15 protein-coding genes are annotated in these 15,628 nt (G+C 60.1%); 10 read left to right on the plus strand and 5 right to left on the minus strand.

Annotated features, from left to right (window positions below):
• Positions 1-31: 31 nt before the first annotated feature.
• Positions 32-1,120, plus strand: coding sequence for a porin (locus A6V37_RS24855; RefSeq protein WP_064269342.1), 1,089 nt, complete (start codon positions 32-34; stop codon positions 1,118-1,120).
• 146 nt (positions 1,121-1,266) lie between these two features.
• Here the strand turns inward: A6V37_RS24855 and A6V37_RS24860 are convergent, their stop codons facing one another.
• Complete coding sequence (locus tag A6V37_RS24860; protein ID WP_064269343.1) at positions 1,267-3,066, minus strand: tetratricopeptide repeat protein; 1,800 nt, start codon at positions 3,064-3,066, stop codon at positions 1,267-1,269.
• Positions 3,067-3,149: 83 nt separating this feature from the next.
• A complete protein-coding gene (locus A6V37_RS24865; RefSeq protein WP_064269344.1) occupies positions 3,150-5,279 on the minus strand; it encodes a S8 family serine peptidase in 2,130 nt (709 codons plus the stop codon).
• Positions 5,280-6,132: 853 nt separating this feature from the next.
• On the opposite strand from A6V37_RS24865, the gene A6V37_RS40940 reads away from it, so the two are divergent.
• Positions 6,133-6,387, plus strand: a complete 255-nt coding sequence (locus A6V37_RS40940; RefSeq protein ID WP_131799894.1) for a hypothetical protein — start codon at positions 6,133-6,135, stop codon at positions 6,385-6,387.
• A 251-nt stretch (positions 6,388-6,638) separates the two neighbouring features.
• On the plus strand, positions 6,639-8,129 hold the full coding sequence (locus A6V37_RS24870) for a tetratricopeptide repeat protein (RefSeq protein ID WP_242665838.1): 1,491 nt from the start codon (positions 6,639-6,641) through the stop codon (positions 8,127-8,129).
• 79 nt (positions 8,130-8,208) lie between these two features.
• Here the strand turns inward: A6V37_RS24870 and A6V37_RS24875 are convergent, their stop codons facing one another.
• The gene (locus A6V37_RS24875; RefSeq protein WP_064269345.1) at positions 8,209-8,715 is read right to left on the minus strand and encodes a universal stress protein; all 507 of its coding nucleotides are present in this window, start codon (positions 8,713-8,715) and stop codon (positions 8,209-8,211) included.
• A gap of 417 nt (positions 8,716-9,132) precedes the next feature.
• Here A6V37_RS24875 and A6V37_RS24880 point away from each other — a divergent pair, with 417 nt between their 5' ends.
• A complete protein-coding gene (locus A6V37_RS24880) occupies positions 9,133-9,582 on the plus strand; it encodes a universal stress protein (protein WP_064269346.1) in 450 nt (149 codons plus the stop codon).
• Between the two features lie 25 nt (positions 9,583-9,607).
• Complete coding sequence (locus tag A6V37_RS40945; protein ID WP_157447901.1) at positions 9,608-9,766, plus strand: hypothetical protein; 159 nt, start codon at positions 9,608-9,610, stop codon at positions 9,764-9,766.
• A gap of 79 nt (positions 9,767-9,845) precedes the next feature.
• On the opposite strand, the gene A6V37_RS24885 is transcribed toward A6V37_RS40945, so the two are convergent.
• Entirely contained in the window at positions 9,846-10,163 is a 318-nt protein-coding gene (locus A6V37_RS24885; protein ID WP_064269347.1) for a DUF1840 domain-containing protein, read from the minus strand.
• A 353-nt stretch (positions 10,164-10,516) separates the two neighbouring features.
• On the opposite strand from A6V37_RS24885, the gene A6V37_RS24890 reads away from it, so the two are divergent.
• From A6V37_RS24890 to A6V37_RS24900, 3 genes are all read left to right on the plus strand, one after another.
• Positions 10,517-11,686 (plus strand): HPP family protein, encoded by a 1,170-nt coding sequence (locus A6V37_RS24890; protein WP_064269348.1) that lies wholly within the window; start codon positions 10,517-10,519, stop codon positions 11,684-11,686.
• 86 nt (positions 11,687-11,772) lie between these two features.
• Positions 11,773-12,189 (plus strand): MarR family winged helix-turn-helix transcriptional regulator, encoded by a 417-nt coding sequence (locus A6V37_RS24895; RefSeq protein ID WP_064269349.1) that lies wholly within the window; start codon positions 11,773-11,775, stop codon positions 12,187-12,189.
• 2 nt (positions 12,190-12,191) lie between these two features.
• Positions 12,192-13,994, plus strand: a complete 1,803-nt coding sequence (locus A6V37_RS24900) for a chloride channel protein (RefSeq protein ID WP_064269350.1) — start codon at positions 12,192-12,194, stop codon at positions 13,992-13,994.
• 27 nt (positions 13,995-14,021) lie between these two features.
• On the opposite strand, the gene A6V37_RS24905 is transcribed toward A6V37_RS24900, so the two are convergent.
• Positions 14,022-14,405 (minus strand): DUF488 domain-containing protein, encoded by a 384-nt coding sequence (locus A6V37_RS24905; protein ID WP_064269351.1) that lies wholly within the window; start codon positions 14,403-14,405, stop codon positions 14,022-14,024.
• A gap of 265 nt (positions 14,406-14,670) precedes the next feature.
• On the opposite strand from A6V37_RS24905, the gene A6V37_RS24910 reads away from it, so the two are divergent.
• Both A6V37_RS24910 and A6V37_RS24915 read left to right on the plus strand, forming a co-directional pair.
• Entirely contained in the window at positions 14,671-15,114 is a 444-nt protein-coding gene (locus A6V37_RS24910) for a hypothetical protein (protein ID WP_064269352.1), read from the plus strand.
• Between the two features lie 105 nt (positions 15,115-15,219).
• On the plus strand, positions 15,220-15,606 hold the full coding sequence (locus tag A6V37_RS24915; RefSeq protein WP_064269353.1) for a hypothetical protein: 387 nt from the start codon (positions 15,220-15,222) through the stop codon (positions 15,604-15,606).
• Positions 15,607-15,628 lie beyond the last annotated feature (22 nt).

The following is a 15,628-nucleotide window of genomic DNA, read 5'->3' on the forward strand; positions in this document are numbered from 1 at the left end:
GCGGCCATTTCATTAGACGCAGAGGAGACCTATGAAAAAGCAGATTTGTTCGATTGCCTTGCCGCTACTGGGCGTTGCCGCCGGCGCGCAGGCACAGAGCAGCGTGACGCTCTATGGCAGCCTGGACGCGGGGGTCGGTTACGTTAGCAACCTGCATGGCGGCCGCACGTTTATCGCCGAACAGGGCACCTTCCAGGCTGACCGCTGGGGCCTCACGGGAACCGAGGATCTCGGCGGCGGGCTGAAAACGGTATTCAAGCTCGAGTCCGGCTTCTCGACGATCAGTGGCGCGATGTCCAGCCCAGGCACGCTGTTCAATCGCCAGGCCTATGTCGGGCTATCTGATGACCGGTTCGGCACGTTCACGCTGGGCCGCCAGACCGACTTCCATTTCGAAATGCTCGGTCCGCTGTCCACCGCGCAGTCGCTGGGCGACTTTTCCGCATTTCACCCCGGCAACGTCGACGGATTGGGTAACACCGTGCCGGTCGAATGGTCGAATGCGCTCAAGTTCCGCAGTCAGAATTTTGCGGGCGTGACGTTCGGGGCCATGTATGGTTTCACCAATACGACCAGCAGCACGGCGGGGCGCAGCATCAGCTTCGGCGCGACCTATGCGAACGGACCGGTCAAGCTCGCAGCCGCTTACTCGGAGTATCACGATCGCACGCTGAACCTCGCGAGTGGTCTTGGGCTGACCAGTTTCGAAGGCGTCAATCTGACCGGCGGGACGCCATTCGTGGCCGACAGCGTGCGCAACGCAGGCGTTGGCGGCAGTTATCAGTTGGGACGCTTCCTGCTGCACGCGCTGGTGACACAGGTGCGTATCGAGCGGCACGGCCAGACGGAGAACTACCGCACGGCCGACGGCGGCGTCAACTTTCAGCTCGCGCCGGATTATCAGATCGACGCGGGAGCGTGGACCACCACCCTAGCGGGCAAACGGTGGACGCAGCTGACCGTCGCGAACGTCTACTCGTTGTCGAAACGGACACAGCTTTACGCCGACTTGATGGTCGAACAGGCCTCGTCGGGCGCCATCGCCAATACGATTGGAATTGGCGCATCGTCGTCGAACCGGCAGACCGTTGTACTCGCCGGTATACATCACCTGTTTTGAGCCTGCGCGGAAACGCACGTCACTCAACGCTCGACCTTTCGTCTCCAGTGCTCACCTCCTCCTGTCAGAGCACTGTTCAGCCCTCCGTTGTGAGGGCTTTTTTTTTGCGTGCATGGATCGCGACTACAGGACGCAAGGTGCGACCGCTACGCGGTCGTCTCACCGCACCATTCGATCAGGGCATTCCGCACTTCAGCGATGACAGGTGCCCACTCGCCTAGCTCGCGCTGACGGAACAGACGCATGGATGGATACCAGGGGCTGTCCGATCTCTTCTTCATCCATCTCCAATCGTTGCAGACAGAGATAAGCGTCCATACTGGCTTACCCGCTGCACCGGCGAGATGCGCCACTGATGTATCAACTGAAATAAGTAGGTCAAGGCTCTGGAGTATCGCGAGGGTGTCATCAAAGTCCTCAATGGCGGGACCTAACGTATACAGATCGAATTCAGCTTCCATCGCTTCGCTTGCTTGCTCGTCCTCGCCTTTTTGAAGCGAAAACCAAGTAAACCCAGGTAGTGCGAACATGGACCTAAACGCATCAAGCTGAATTGATCGGTTACGATCATTGGGGTGTATGGAACTACCGGCCCACACGAGCCCGATACGTCGGCTCGTTTGTCGAAGGCCGTCAACCATCATCGCGTCAATGCGAGACTGCCAGCGGCAAACCTTCTCCGGCAATGCGACGAGATAGTTTGTCGCGATGGGGAGCATATTCAAATCGAGTTCCATGCGTTCTGGCATTCTTAGCATGTGGCACCAGTAGTCGTAGGGGCCACGCGGCACCGTTACGAACACAGATCTCACACCCGGCACACGAGCTAGTAGCGCAGCCACAGGTTCACTTACGAGGAGATCAACGATTGCGCCCCCGTTATGCAACCACGCTGCGAACCGAACGCACTGGATTTCGTCACCGCGCCCCTGTTCGCCAACAAGTAAAAAGTGACTTCCGGCGACCTGTTCACCTTGCCATTCGGGGAAGTCGGGGTGGGGCGGATTGACGTCGGGCATTTCATAGAGCCACTTGTATTGTTTCCACCCTTGTTCAAAGTTGCCCAATGCAAGCTGTACCGTAGCCAGACGAAATTGAACAGGCGGACTTTCCGGCAGGAGTCGCGCCGCCTCTTCGCAATGTGTAAGGCTTTCGCTGACCCTTCCCAGCATGCATAGTGCATGCGCTGCGTTGTAGTGTAGGGAACCATGTTCGGGAGCAATTGCAAGCCCCTCTTTTGCCACAATAAGAGCGTCGGCGTAACGGTCGTTTCTGTTTAGGACTGTTGCTAACGATTGCAGTCCCTCCGCATCACGTGTAAGTCGCTCGCGGATCTGTCGAAGGATTTGCCGCAGTTCTTTGTCGCGACCAGCTTCCGCCAATGCTGAAACTACTGCCAGTCCGTCTTGTAGACTGGACCAGCCGAGTGCCCAAGCATGTAACCAATATCCCGCAGCCTTCTGAACTTCCGCGAGTTCTTTGCTTAGGCATGCAGCAGATCGAACCGCGTGATACAACGTGGGTTCAATCCTGATTGCCTGGTCGTAGTGGTACAGAGCCTCAGTCGGACGACCGGCCAACCTTAGACAGTCACCAAGGTTCCTGTGAAGGCTGGCTGTACTCCCGGATAACCTAATCGCGCGATAATAGAAAGCCAATGCCGATTCGTGGTTGCCCTTCAATGCCGCGAGTATGCCCGCGTGCTCCCACAACTCAGCTCGGGCAGGAGCCAACTGAAGCGCCTGCTCAATGTAGTCGCGTGCCCGGTCTAGGTCGTCCAGATGGACACTGACTAAGCCCATCCGGTGAAGTGCGTAAGCGTCACGGGGCTGGAAGGCTATAACCTGCCGGTAGCACGCTGCGGCGTCGATCATGCGTCGCGCCGCAAAATGTGCATCCGCGCGCTTCACAAGAGCATCAAGATCAGCTTCATTTTCAATTGCCATTCAGTAGATCCGCTCAATGTCTCTTCGGGTCACTACGCCCAATGTTCCTTGTTTGCGGCATGGGCGCAATCGGAGGCGACCGTTTAGTTCAAAACGTAACTTATCTGAGCATTGTAGATATCGGAGGTAGCCCCCGTCGCTGCGTACCAGGTTCCTGCCTTCGGATTAGAGATAGTGCACGTCGCAGGTAGGTTGCCCGACATACCCGATTGGCAAACCACATTTAACACGCTCGGGGAATCTGCTCTGAGGTACAACCAGGCGGAGTCGGTGGGTCGTCCCGGCTTTAGCGTAAACGTCAGGCTTTTTGTACCCGTAGGAACGGTTACTGAGTAATATTCCATGCCACCGTTGACATCATCCAGCCTTGCCGGATTTCCGCTGCCTCTATAGTCAAGTTCCGTAATCGGCGGAGGTGCGACATTAAAGGCACGTTTCAGCGTGCTCATGGCACCGTTCGAATCGATGACTTTCAAGGTCAGCGTATAGGTGCCGGGATATTCAAAGCTGAAAACTGGATTCCCCGACTGCAACTGTCCGAAGTTCGCGGTGGTGCCCCAGTTCCAGACCCATTCGGTGATGATCGCCCCGCGAGATGTCGATCGATCGAAGCACTGCACTTGCATCAGATTCCTGTTTTCCTGACACCAAAAATCCGCGGCCATCGGGATCGTTCCAGAGTAGGCGCTAATGAGAGCCGCGCCCGCGTCCAGAATACCCGGTCCCAGCGGCTGATCGGGTTGGCCACTTGGAAAGGGTTGCGTGCTCTTCTGAAGCAGATTGCGCATCTCTGCAGTGGTCAGTGACCTAGCCGCGATGGCCTGAACAAGTGCCGCAACGCCAGAAACCATCGGTGCGGCCATCGAGGTGCCATCCATGTACGCATAGCCCTCCGTGCCGGGCGTCCTGACCCCGTTGTTATACGTGGACCAGATGCTTGACCCGGGGGCAGCAATATCGACTGTCGTCCCGAAGTTGGAATTCACCCATTTCGAACCGTTTGCGTTTGTCGCGCCTACATTGATTACGTTGAAGCAGTTGGCAGGGGAGAAGTTAGCTGCGTCATTGGCATTGTTGCCTGCCGCTGTGATGACAATCGCACCTTGGCTGACTGCAGAATTAATTGCACTCTGTAGTATCGCGTCACATGCACCTGCACCGCCCAAGCTTACGTTGATGATCTTCGCAGGGTTGGCATTCGCAGGGGCGCCTGGATCGTACCCTCCTGCCGCCCATACGATACCATCGGCAATGTCAGAAGTTAGGCCCAAACCACACGCGTTCAAGACCCTCACGGGGACCATCTTCGCGCCCGGAGCGATCCCGGCAATGCCGCTGCCATTGTTTGCTAGCGCGCCCATGATCCCCGCGACGTGCGTACCGTGCCATACGGCGGAGGAGCACCACGTCTCCGTCGTGATACCCGGATCGCTACCATTGCCGCCCCGGTTCGGAGAGACAAAATTATATCCAGCCAACATATTGGCATTCAGGTCACTGTGACTGGTCACTCCAGTATCCACCACCGCCATTACTACGCCATATCCAAAGGCAAGGTTCCAAGCAGTCTCAGCACGTATACCGTAAGTTCTGTAGGGCGAGGCTAAATTCGATGCCAAACCCCACTGCTTGCTATATTCCGGATCATTCGGGGTGAATTGTGCCGACATGACCCGGTCCGGTTCAACATATTCAACGTTGGGGTCTTTCGCAATGGCGTCCATAAACGATCGCGCCTGCTTGGCGGTCAGCTTGTACTCTGTCGTAACAATGTCTGCCCCACCACCCATGCGGCACAAATGGCGAGCCCGAGGTAGTCGGCTCTCCAGGCGGTCGAGTTTTGCCTGCACGGCAGTGGAAGAGCGCCCCTCGCTGGAGTTCGACTTGTACTTTACGATAAAGCGATCGTTGGGGGCTTCCGCTTCCTGATCGCTCGCATTTGCGTGCGCCACTGACAGTGACGAGACGCCGGCCGAACTAGCGGCACCGGCGGCTACAACTTCCGCCTTGTCGTTCGCTCCCGGCGTTACGTCCGAAGTATTGGCGCTCCCGTTGCTTCCACCGCACGCGGCCAACACCACCGCCAGTGTCACGCCTGCGATACCTCTGCCAACCAAACGTGTGGAGATTTCTGACCAGGTATCTACCGTTTTTATGATCGCGTGTTGAAAACCGAATAGTGCGCTTTTCGGTCCTTCATCTTTCATCGTCATATCGTCTCTGATTTAGTTTGATTGTTCTCTGTTACGAACGAAGCCGTGCCAATACGCTGCAACGATTCGCAATGAACAGCGTAATCACACGGCAACGCTGACGATAGTAGACGCGTCAGCTTTAGTTGAAAGACGATTTACCCAGGCTGTAGGGCGTTAGGTATGCGTCATTGATTGGTTACAGAAATGAGCGCGGGAAAATTCCGACAGCCCTGCCTATCAGGCGTTACGACGCTACGCTACGGGATGGGACTTATATATGCTGCGTGCGTGGCTGAGCTACTTTTCAGAGTAGTCCTAGCGGGATTGCATTCAGGTTTTGTGGGGCAGTTCACAGCGAGGACTTTTTTTTCTACTGCATATCGTCGTTCAATTGAACGTTGTATCGGCTCAATAACATCGGTTGCAGGGACAGACCATCACCGCGACACCCCGCAGCAATGCACCGCTGCGCGTGTCCCCCGCTCGACATCGTCGCTGCATCTTTGTCTGATATTTCCGTTTGCACTGGTCTATAACTCTATGAGCAACGCGATCTTCGTGCCGTTGCGGACTCACAAAGTCACGACGCGCAGACTTCCGTGCGCCTCTTCCGCACCTGTCTGCCAGCGCTGATCCGACAGATCGGCAGCTAGCTGTGTAGCAGCCTCTTCAAAAGCCCGGACCCGTCGCCCCAGTTTCGCGGCGGTTCACCGGTGACATTGCTCCGGTTCCCCGAACGACGACCGATATCGCCGCTCGCTTCCCGTCTATCGATGATGAGGAGCGCCGCGCTGTTCGGGCCAGGTGACGTGTGACCGCAAATTCCCCAGGACGGTCGCCCGGGAATTTGCTCATCGATCAAGGTGCCTAAATGAAAGTACTAAAGATAGTATCGGCAAGTGCACTCTGCCTGTTGACGTCGGCCGGTACCGCATTTGCCCAGGATGCCCAGCCCAACCAAATGAACCAACAGGCGGCGCAGCAGAGCGCAATGCCAGGCGGCGACCAAATGCGTGATACGTCGATGGGCGGCGTGCCCGGGCAGAAAACGCAAACGGGCACCCGAATACTTTACGGGGCGCCTTGTACTGGAGGATCGTTCTGCGATATTTACCACGGCAACTAACCAGGCCACGTAGTCTCCTCTCCGCTTTGGCGCTCGCCATTCTATCGAGTGGATGCTTTGCAGCGAGCACGCCGGATTCGTGCTCGCCTGCGCTCTCCGAAGTCGATGTCATAAGCGGCTTCAAGATCCGGGCGGACTGCGGGTTCCCCATCCAGACCCTGACCCACCTCACTACCGGGCTGAACCGCGTGGCCAGGGAGGTTGGACTCTCCGCTGCCCAGAGGGTCTCGCTGGCAAGAGCCACCAATGTGATGTCAACCGCTGTCGTTGCGCAATCGCGTCGCGCGAGCGCCAGCGCTGATGTCGCGTTCGGTCACATCGAACCACTCCTCGAGAACTTGGCGCAGGAAATCAAGGCACGGCCCGACACCGACCCGGTAGCTGAAGCCCGGAAATGGAACGCGCGCTACGGCAATCTGTTGCGACGATCGACGATTGCCCGGAGTTCCGACCCTCTCGAATCGCAGATCGCCGCGGCGCTCGATCGCTTCGATCTAGACGCGGCATCGCGGCTTCTAACAACACTGCTTGCCGGAAAACAGGACGCCACACAGGCGTTCGCCGAGCACTGCTACGACGCCGCAGTGATCGAGCTTCTGCGCTTCAGCCCGGCTCGCGCATTGCCCTGCCTGGAAAAGGCCTACGCGCTGCAACCGGACGATCCCGACATCGCGTCCGACTTGGCCGACACCCTGCAGGCACAATCCGAACTCGAGCGTGCACAAGCGGTTGACGAGGCGCTATTGCGGCGCTACCGCACGCTTGCGCAGGAGAAGCCTGCAACATATCAACCCCTTGTCGCGCGAACGCTCGACCAATTGGGCAGCCTCTACATCGGGCTGCAACGGCCAACGGAGGCAGAGGCGGCCTACCTGCACGCGCTGGAGATCGACTGGGCACTCGCGCGAGAAAACCCCGCGGCCTACGGGCCTCACGTGGCGGAAGCCTTAGACCACCTCGGCGCTCTGTATCGCGATACACAACGCCTCAAAGATGCCACGGATGCCTACCGCGAAGCCTTGGACATCGATCGTGCCCTGGCTCAGCGGGACAGCGCAGCCTACACGCCTGATGTGGCAACCACGCTGGACGACCTCGGCATCCTTTACAGCGCAACACAACGCACAGGCGATGCCGAACAGGTCTATCGTAAGGCGCTGGAGATCCAGCGTGCTCTCGTACGCGACAATCCCGCCCGCTGGCGTCCGACACTTGCACAGACGCTCAACAATCTTGGGAACCTCTATAGCGCGACGCAGCGGTACCCGGACGCGGAACACGTTTACCGCGAAGCGCTCACCATCCGCCGACAACTCGCCCACGAGAGCCCCGCACTCTACGAGCCCGATATGGCACGCACGCTCGGCAACCTCGGCGTGCTCTATCGCGCCACGCAACGGCCCGGCGAAGCGCAGCGGGCTGACCAGCAAGCGCTGCGGATCTATCGTCAGCTTGCGCGGACGAATCCCGCCGCGTGGCAAGCCGACGAAGCGAGGACGTTGAACAATCTGGGGGTTCTGTTCAGTCGCACACGGCGGCCAGGCGAGGCGGAGGTTGCCTATCGTGAGGCGCTGGGCCTCTACCGCTCGCTGTCGCGCGAGAATCCCAACGCGTATCGTCAGGACGAGGCGAGGACACTCGGCAATCTGGGAGAGCTTCTCAGTCAGACCCAGCGGCCACGCGAGGCGATGGAGGCCAAACGCGAAGCGGCCCGGCTTCTTGGAGCAACGGATACGCCATAGCAACGCACGGGTGACATCCGGCTCGCTCTTGAACGGCGTTAAAAATCGAATTCAGTCCAGCAGGACAATCAGGGCCACACTAGCCATGTTCGACTGGGGGCGTTGTCTCGTCGACGCCCGACGTTCCAGCGACCGCGGGTTGCGCCTCGGTCTCCGGCCCCATGGTCACCAGCACGCTGCAACTGACGCGGTCCAGCAACAAGCCATCGTTCTTGCCGCTCCACCAGCGCGCCAGCCGGCTGGTGCGACGGTGCCCAACAACTACCAGATCGACTTTCAAGTCGTTCGCGAAGAACGAAATCTGATCCAGAGGGTCACCGACGGCGAAATGCCCGGTCGCCCGGATTCCGCGCGCAGCGAGCTTTTGCAAACCTTCTTCGAGCACGCTTTTGGCCGAGTCGTTAATGAATTCGACCGGAACCGCCGAGATAATGTCCGCCCCTTGAACCCAGGCGGAATTACTCAGGACGGCGAGCACGTGCACTTCCGCTTCAAGCTCCTGGGCGAGACACGCGCCGTCTTTCAACGCGTGACGCCCTTCGAGCGTTCCGTCGTAACAGAGAAGAATGCGGTTAAAAGTCGGCATGTTCTGTCTCCCTGCGCTTTCGCGGCAACGCAACAATCCGCCGCGCAAAATAACGAAACGCCGAGATCAGGGACAACCGCAGCGGGGCTGCCGAGCCGGCATGTTACAGATCCATTGTATATCACCTCATGATATACATGCCGGTGGCATCCGAGCTGCGTTCGAAACTTCGACAATCAGGCCTGCAGCGATTTTCCTGGCTCTTTGGCGTGTGCCGCCACTTCCATCTTGTAGAAGCGTGCACTGACACCGGCTGCTCTGTTCAGGGCTGATCGCCATCAGCGAAAACGCGGCCTCTGCCCCGCCACGCTCACTGGACTACGGAGTTCCCATCGCCCATATAGATCACAGCGTGATATATACTGGACAATGTGCGATCGCGGCAATCGCCTGCCGCGCGCAATCGCGGAGGAACCGATGCTAGCCCCGTTTTCACGCATTCTATTGTGCTATGACGGCACACCCGAAGGACAAAGAGCGCTACGCTGCGGCGCGATGCTTGCGCGGCAGCTGCAAGCTGAAACACACCTTCTGTCGATCATGGACACGACGTGCTGGTCGAACGGATTTGGCGTGTTGGCTTCGGCGAGTTTCGAAATGGATGAACGGGACGCGAGGAAAACGCTCGAGGAAGGCATTGTCAGGTTGCACGCGTGGGGCGTCTCTGCGCAGGGTCATTTCGAGGTAGGTAGCGCGGTCGAGCACATCGCACGATTAGCTCACGCCATACATGCCGATCTAATCGTTCTCGGCCACCAGCCGCAAGGCGTTTTTGCGCGCTGGTGGACCGGCGAGAACCATGCTGGCCTGCTCGACCGGGTGCCGTGCCGTGTTCTATTCGAGGTCGCGGATTCACTCGTTGATTAGTACGTGAGCGTGCAGGAGACCGATCATGATGGATTTTCTGGTGCAATTCGCAGTCGCCGGCGTGGTGCTTGGTCTGGTGATTCTTCTGGTCGTTACCCAGGACCGCCGTGCCACCCTGCGGGAACGGATTCTTCATGCCAGCACGCGCCGCCATTGGTGGAATCGACCGCGCAATGGGCATTAATCGCGGCAACGCGGCCCGCCCACCACGCCATGGCCATGGCTTGCGCAGCGGTGCGGCAATTCAAGCGAAACGAAGATACCTACAGCCCCCAGATAATGTCCGCATCCGTCTTGTGTGCCTCGCGCATCATGTCCAGAAACGGCCACGCACGCTGCGAGAGCCGGTTGCGCGAGTCACGTTGATTGCCGGCTGAGCGGTGCAATGGTTCGAGCGTTGCTTCCGCCGTGGCGTCGTCCGAAATCGCGGCTTCGAGCCGGCCAATCGCACCCGGTAGTTCATCGTGCATGATGACACCGCGGTCATCGAGGCGCTTGCCTATCAAACCCAGCAAGTATTGAGCAAGGTCCCGGAGCATCACGACATCCGGCGATGCAGGTGATTGAAAAGTGATTAGCATGACGGCCTCCTTTTGAAGTGCATGCGGCAACCGCTGCGTCGATCGGATTCCCGCGAGGATTGCCCGGCGATATGAAGTACGCCTCGCCATTCTGCCGCTATTCGCCTTCGATCGCCGCCTTATATCACAACATGATAAAACTGAATGGCGAACACGTCCATCCGCCGCAGCCTCGCACCTCCAGCCCCGCCGATCAACGGAGATTGGCCCGCCCTGCCGTACCGCGCTGCAACACGCCGGCGCTGCGTTTTATATCATATTGAAATATAATCATGGCCAGAATGTATTCGCGTTGCCTGGGTTTCCCCGGTAATGTCTGCCCCGGCATAATCGACTACGTCCCCCTTTATATCTTGTCCCGTTCTCCTGCCCTGCGCTGGCTTTCCAGCTTTATTCCGGCCCCCGTTACCGTCAAGTGGCAGGAGCGCGCGCGTTCGTGCCTCGGCGCGCTAATCGGCATCGCCTTTACGGGCGGCTCCATGTACCTGCTGCTGGGGCCGGCGGCCAGCATCCCGCTGCTCGTCGCACCAATGGGCGCCTCCGCCGTGTTGTTGTTCGCCGTGCCCGCGAGCCCGCTGGCGCAGCCGTGGTCCATCATCGGCGGCAATCTCGTCTCCGCGACCATTGGCGTGACCTGCGCCAGCATGATTGCCGATCCGACCCTCGCGGCCGCACTGGCAGTCGCACTGTCGATCTGCGGCATGTTCGCGCTGCGCTGCGTGCACCCGCCTTCAGGCGCGGTCGCATTGACGGCGGTGCTGGGCGGCCCCGTCATTCATGCGCTGGGGTACCGGTTCGTGCTCGAGCCGATTGCACTCCAGTCTGCCGCACTGCTTGCCGCGGCGCTGGCCTATCACGCCGCCACCGGCCACCGCTACCCGCACGCGGCCGGGCGGCCGGACCGCGCCGCGAGCGGCAACGCGGCGCAAGACGCGGCACGCGCCGGTTTTACTCGCGCGGACATCGAAGCCGTTCTGAAGCGCCGCAGCGAAATGCTTGACATCGACGTGGACGACCTCGAGTCGCTCCTGCGCGAAACGCAGCTTCAGGCCTTCTCGCGCAGCTTCAACGAACTGACCTGCGGCGACATCATGTCCCGCCACGTCGTGTCGGTGTCGGCGGCCACGCGCGCCGCCGTCGCCTGGGGCCTGCTAAGACGCAACAACGTGAAGGCACTGCCTGTTACCGATACGGACCAGAACCTGATCGGCATCGTGACGCGCGCCGACCTGATCGACAAAAGGCTGCTCGCCAAATTCTCGCCGTTCGTTGCCTATTTCGACGGGTGGCTACGTGGCGATGCGCTCCGTACTCCGAACGTCGGCAGTGTGATGAGTACCGAAGTGGTCACCATCAAGGCATCGGCGCCGATTACCGACCTCGTGCCGATGTTCGCGAACTACGGCCATCACCATATCCCGGTGGTTGATGCCGCAGGGCATGCGGTCGGCATGATCACGCAGGTCGACCTGATCTCCGGCCTCTATCGGCAAACCATGGAGCGGGCCCGGCAGACCGCATAACGGCAACGCGGCCGCATTAGCGGCAGTCCGTCCAAATACATCATTATGTGATATATTTCCGGTTTATTTGCCTTGGTGGGTACCAGATGAAAGTGCGGGTTCGCAGTCTGAAGAAAACCGATTTTGAGCAGCTATCGGAGTTTCGCTACCAGATGCGGCGCTTCGAACGTTTCTCGGAGCAGGCCGCCCAGAGCGAGGGCATTACGCCGCTTCAATATCTGCTTCTGCTGCATATCAAGGGATACCCGGATCGCGACTGGGCGACCGTCGGCGAGTTGGCTGAGCGGCTTCAGGCCCAGCATCATGGCGTCGTCGCGCTGGTATCGCGTTGCGAAGCCCTCAATCTGGTGCGTCGTCAGGTGAGCGAAACAGATCGCCGTCAGGTTGAAGTTCACCTTGAGAAAGCGGGCGAGCGGGTACTCGAGCGGCTGGCGGAATTGCACCGTGCCGAATTGAAATCGCTCGAGGGCGCTTTCCAGATTCCACAGATCGACTTTGACTAATCATGAGCCTTGATTCCCACAAGCGTGACTTTTCTGCTAACTCGCGGCTGCCAGGCATATTTGCCCTTGCTGCGTGTATCGGCATGGTCAGCACGCTGGCCGCCTACGTCCTGCTGAATCTGATTCATCTGTTCACCAATCTGTTCTTCTTCGGCACGCTGTCGTTCGCCGAACGTTCGCCCGCCACCAACACACTCGGCTTCTGGGTCGTGGGCGTACCGGTTGTCGGCGGTCTGATCGTCGGCCTGATGGCGCGTTACGGCTCCGAAAAGATTCGCGGCCACGGCATTCCCGAAGCGATCGAAGCCATCCTGTTCGGCAAGAGCAAGATGTCGCCGAAGGTCGCCGTGCTCAAGCCGCTGTCGTCGGGCATCGTGATCGGGAGCGGCGGCCCGTTCGGCGCGGAAGGGCCGATCATCATGACCGGTGGCGCGCTCGGGTCGCTAATCGCGCAATGCGTGAAGCTCACTTCGGCGGAGCGCAAAACGCTGCTGGTGGCCGGCGCCGCCGCTGGCATGACCGCGGTGTTCGGCACGCCGGTGGCGGCCGTGCTGCTCGCGGTCGAACTGCTGCTGTTCGAATGGCGGCCGCGCAGCTTCCTGCCGGTTGCAATGGCCTGCGCGGTCGCCGGTTTCGCGCGCGCCATATTCTTCGGAACAGGTCCGCTCTTCCCGCTCGAAACCGCCGCACCGGACGGCTGGTCGCTGATTTCCTGCGTGATTGCCGGTCTGTTGTCCGGCGCGCTGGCCTCGGGATTGTCGGCGGCCCTGTACAAGGTCGAAGATCTGTTCGGCAAACTGCCGATCCACTGGATGTGGTGGCCCGCGCTCGGGGGCCTCGTGGTCGGCATTGGCGGGTGGCTCGAACCGCGTGCGCTCGGTGTGGGTTACGACGTGATCGGCGACCTGCTGCATCAGCATATCGCGCTGCAGATTGCGCTCCTGCTGCTGGCCGTGAAGGCCATCATGTGGGTCGTTGCACTGGGGTCCGGCACCTCCGGCGGCGTGCTCGCCCCGTTGCTGATGCTCGGCGCGGGACTCGGCACCGTGCTCTCGCACTGGCTGCCGGGCAACCAGCCGGCTTTGTGGCCGCTCGTTTGCATGGCCGCCACGCTTGGTGCAACGCTGGGCGCGCCGCTCACGGCAATCGTGTTCGCGTTCGGTCTGACCCACGACGGCAACGCGCTGCTGCCGCTTCTGACGGCCACGTTGATCGCTCACGGGTTGTCGACGGTGATGATGCGCCGCTCGATCATGACGGAGAAAATCGCACGCCGCGGCTATCACATCTATCGCGAGTATGGCGTCGACCCGCTGGAGCGTCACTACGTCGACGAAGTGATGACTGCCTCGGTCGAATCACTCGGCGCCGCCATGACGGTCAGTGAGACGCTGGCAAAGTATTTTGGCGCCGCACAGGTGCGCCGGGCCTATCCTGTTGTGCGCGGCGATGCGGTCATCGGCGTGGCCGACCGGCAGCTTCTCGAAGATTTCTACCGCGAAAAGCCCGAGCTCAATGGCGGCCTGAGTCTCGCCGACGCATTCAAACAGCGGTCGCCGGCCTATGCGCTTCCGAACGAAACCTGCCGGCTCGTCGCAACGAGGCTGGTCGTTCATCATCTCGAGCGTTTGCCCGTGGTTGCCGACCCGAAGACGATGCGTCTCGTTGGCATCGTGTCACGTAGCGACCTTCTCAAGCCGTCGCTCGCCCACTTCGAAGAAGAACATAAACGTGAGCGTTTCCGGCGTCTGACGCCCGTGCTCGGCAAGCGTCGGCGCTTTGCTCCGGTTCGCAAGTCAAGCTAAACGGCACCGGTGCCCCGCCGCATGCCGTCAGGAACGCCGCCCGTCCCGCGAACGCAGCGCTCGCAGAATGTAGTCGCGTAACACGACGGCGTTGTTGTGTTCCGGGTCGTGAGCGGCAAACAGCAATGTGACCGGCCCCCGTGAAGCGGCGTCAAGCAATGGTTTCCATGCGGCCGGATTGGCATCCAGTTCGGCTTCATAGCGATGCTGGAATTCGTCCCATCGCTGCGGATCGTGGCCGAACCAGGTGCGCAATGCGCTGCTCGGCGCAACGTCTTTCAGCCATCCATCCACGCGCAACGCATCTTTCTTCACGCCGCGCGGCCACAGCCGGTCGACGAGAAAGCGCGCTCCTCCCTCATCGGCCGGAAGTCCGTAAACGCGGCATATGTCGATGGCAGGTTTCTTCATTCTGTTTCCGCAATGACAGGCGCACGCCGGGCAGGCGCGCCTGATTCAGAATCAGCCGGTGCGCGCGCAGCGTCAATGCGAACAACTACGGATGTATGATGTGGCGTCCAGGACTGGCCGTCAGGCGACCGTTCCACCTGACCTGGTCCGGGATACGTGCAGCCCTCATCGTTCGCTGACGCACGTACGCTGCCCATGACGAAGTGAGAGACTGAACGCAAGCGTGCGTTCGTCTGCCGACGCCCGCAGTTCAGACACGTTAGCCATGGCCTCCCGTTCTGTTAGAGCACTCGCCGCACTACTTGCCTCAGGCGCAGGTTTCTGCCCGCTTGCGTCGCACGCGTACGCGCTCGACGCGCAATTCGACTGCCAGGCGCATCCTCACGCGTTTATCGAGAATCTGATCGATAACAACTACATCGAGTCCGCCCCAATGCGGGTCGACAAGAACTCCGTCAACGCGTTCCGTCCCGTGCACGGCAGCGACATGACGGCATTCGGCTTTCGCGTGTACGCCGTGCTCGGCTACGAGCCGGATGACGGCATGTTCAGGAAAGGCCACGGCCAGGCGCTCGCGAGCCCGCTATACGGCGCGGTGCTGTCCGCGCCGAGCGACTCGGTGGAATTGCGCGTGCGGGCGGCCGGCAGCACCGCCACGGTGCACGCGGTCATCCCGATGCTGCTGACCGCGGTGATCTGCTCGCGTTGACGGACGGCGAACCGGCGCCGCGGTGCTATGCTTTTCGCTCGTCGTCGCTCGTCTTCGCTCGTCTTCGCTCGTCTTCGTTCACTCACCGCCAAGGACCGCTCGCCTATGCCCTCGTCTGTCCGCAACTCGCTCGTCTGGATTTTCGACGCATTCGAGCGCGATTCGACCTACATCGCCAAGCGGATGTTCGGCGCGGACGCGGCCTATCTCGACGGACTCCTGTGCTTGGTGGCGAGCGCTCGCGACGAGCCGTGGAATGGTCTGCTGGTGTGCACGTCGGTAGAGCGTCACGCCGCGCTCATGGATGAATTGCCGGCGTTGCGGCCGCATCCGGTGCTTGGAAAATGGCTTTATATATCGCAGGAAGATCCGGCCTTTGAAACCGTCGCCGAACAATTGACGGCACTCGCGCTCGCACGCGATGAGCGGCTGGGTGTCGAACCCAAACCGCGCAAAAGCCGCAGCAAGAAGTCCGCACTGCCCAAGGCATAGCGCCTCACTGCCTCACGACTGA

Source organism: Paraburkholderia ginsengiterrae (genome assembly GCF_001645125.1).
GTDB lineage: Bacteria > Pseudomonadota > Gammaproteobacteria > Burkholderiales > Burkholderiaceae > Paraburkholderia > Paraburkholderia ginsengiterrae.

What these genes read in the sequence shown, in the direction of transcription:
- A6V37_RS24855 (WP_064269342.1), top strand. Translation starts at nt 32, where the DNA reads ATGAAAAAGCAGATTTGTTCGATTGCCTTGCCGCTACTGGGCGTTGCC.
- A6V37_RS24860 (WP_064269343.1), bottom strand. Translation starts at nt 3,066, where the DNA reads ATGGCAATTGAAAATGAAGCTGATCTTGATGCTCTTGTGAAGCGCGCG.
- A6V37_RS24865 (WP_064269344.1), bottom strand. Translation starts at nt 5,279, where the DNA reads ATGACGATGAAAGATGAAGGACCGAAAAGCGCACTATTCGGTTTTCAA.
- A6V37_RS40940 (WP_131799894.1), top strand. Translation starts at nt 6,133, where the DNA reads ATGAAAGTACTAAAGATAGTATCGGCAAGTGCACTCTGCCTGTTGACG.
- A6V37_RS24870 (WP_242665838.1), top strand. Translation starts at nt 6,639, where the DNA reads ATGTCAACCGCTGTCGTTGCGCAATCGCGTCGCGCGAGCGCCAGCGCT.
- A6V37_RS24875 (WP_064269345.1), bottom strand. Translation starts at nt 8,715, where the DNA reads ATGCCGACTTTTAACCGCATTCTTCTCTGTTACGACGGAACGCTCGAA.
- A6V37_RS24880 (WP_064269346.1), top strand. Translation starts at nt 9,133, where the DNA reads ATGCTAGCCCCGTTTTCACGCATTCTATTGTGCTATGACGGCACACCC.
- A6V37_RS40945 (WP_157447901.1), top strand. Translation starts at nt 9,608, where the DNA reads ATGATGGATTTTCTGGTGCAATTCGCAGTCGCCGGCGTGGTGCTTGGT.
- A6V37_RS24885 (WP_064269347.1), bottom strand. Translation starts at nt 10,163, where the DNA reads ATGCTAATCACTTTTCAATCACCTGCATCGCCGGATGTCGTGATGCTC.
- A6V37_RS24895 (WP_064269349.1), top strand. Translation starts at nt 11,773, where the DNA reads ATGAAAGTGCGGGTTCGCAGTCTGAAGAAAACCGATTTTGAGCAGCTA.
- A6V37_RS24900 (WP_064269350.1), top strand. Translation starts at nt 12,192, where the DNA reads ATGAGCCTTGATTCCCACAAGCGTGACTTTTCTGCTAACTCGCGGCTG.
- A6V37_RS24905 (WP_064269351.1), bottom strand. Translation starts at nt 14,405, where the DNA reads ATGAAGAAACCTGCCATCGACATATGCCGCGTTTACGGACTTCCGGCC.
- A6V37_RS24910 (WP_064269352.1), top strand. Translation starts at nt 14,671, where the DNA reads ATGGCCTCCCGTTCTGTTAGAGCACTCGCCGCACTACTTGCCTCAGGC.
- A6V37_RS24915 (WP_064269353.1), top strand. Translation starts at nt 15,220, where the DNA reads ATGCCCTCGTCTGTCCGCAACTCGCTCGTCTGGATTTTCGACGCATTC.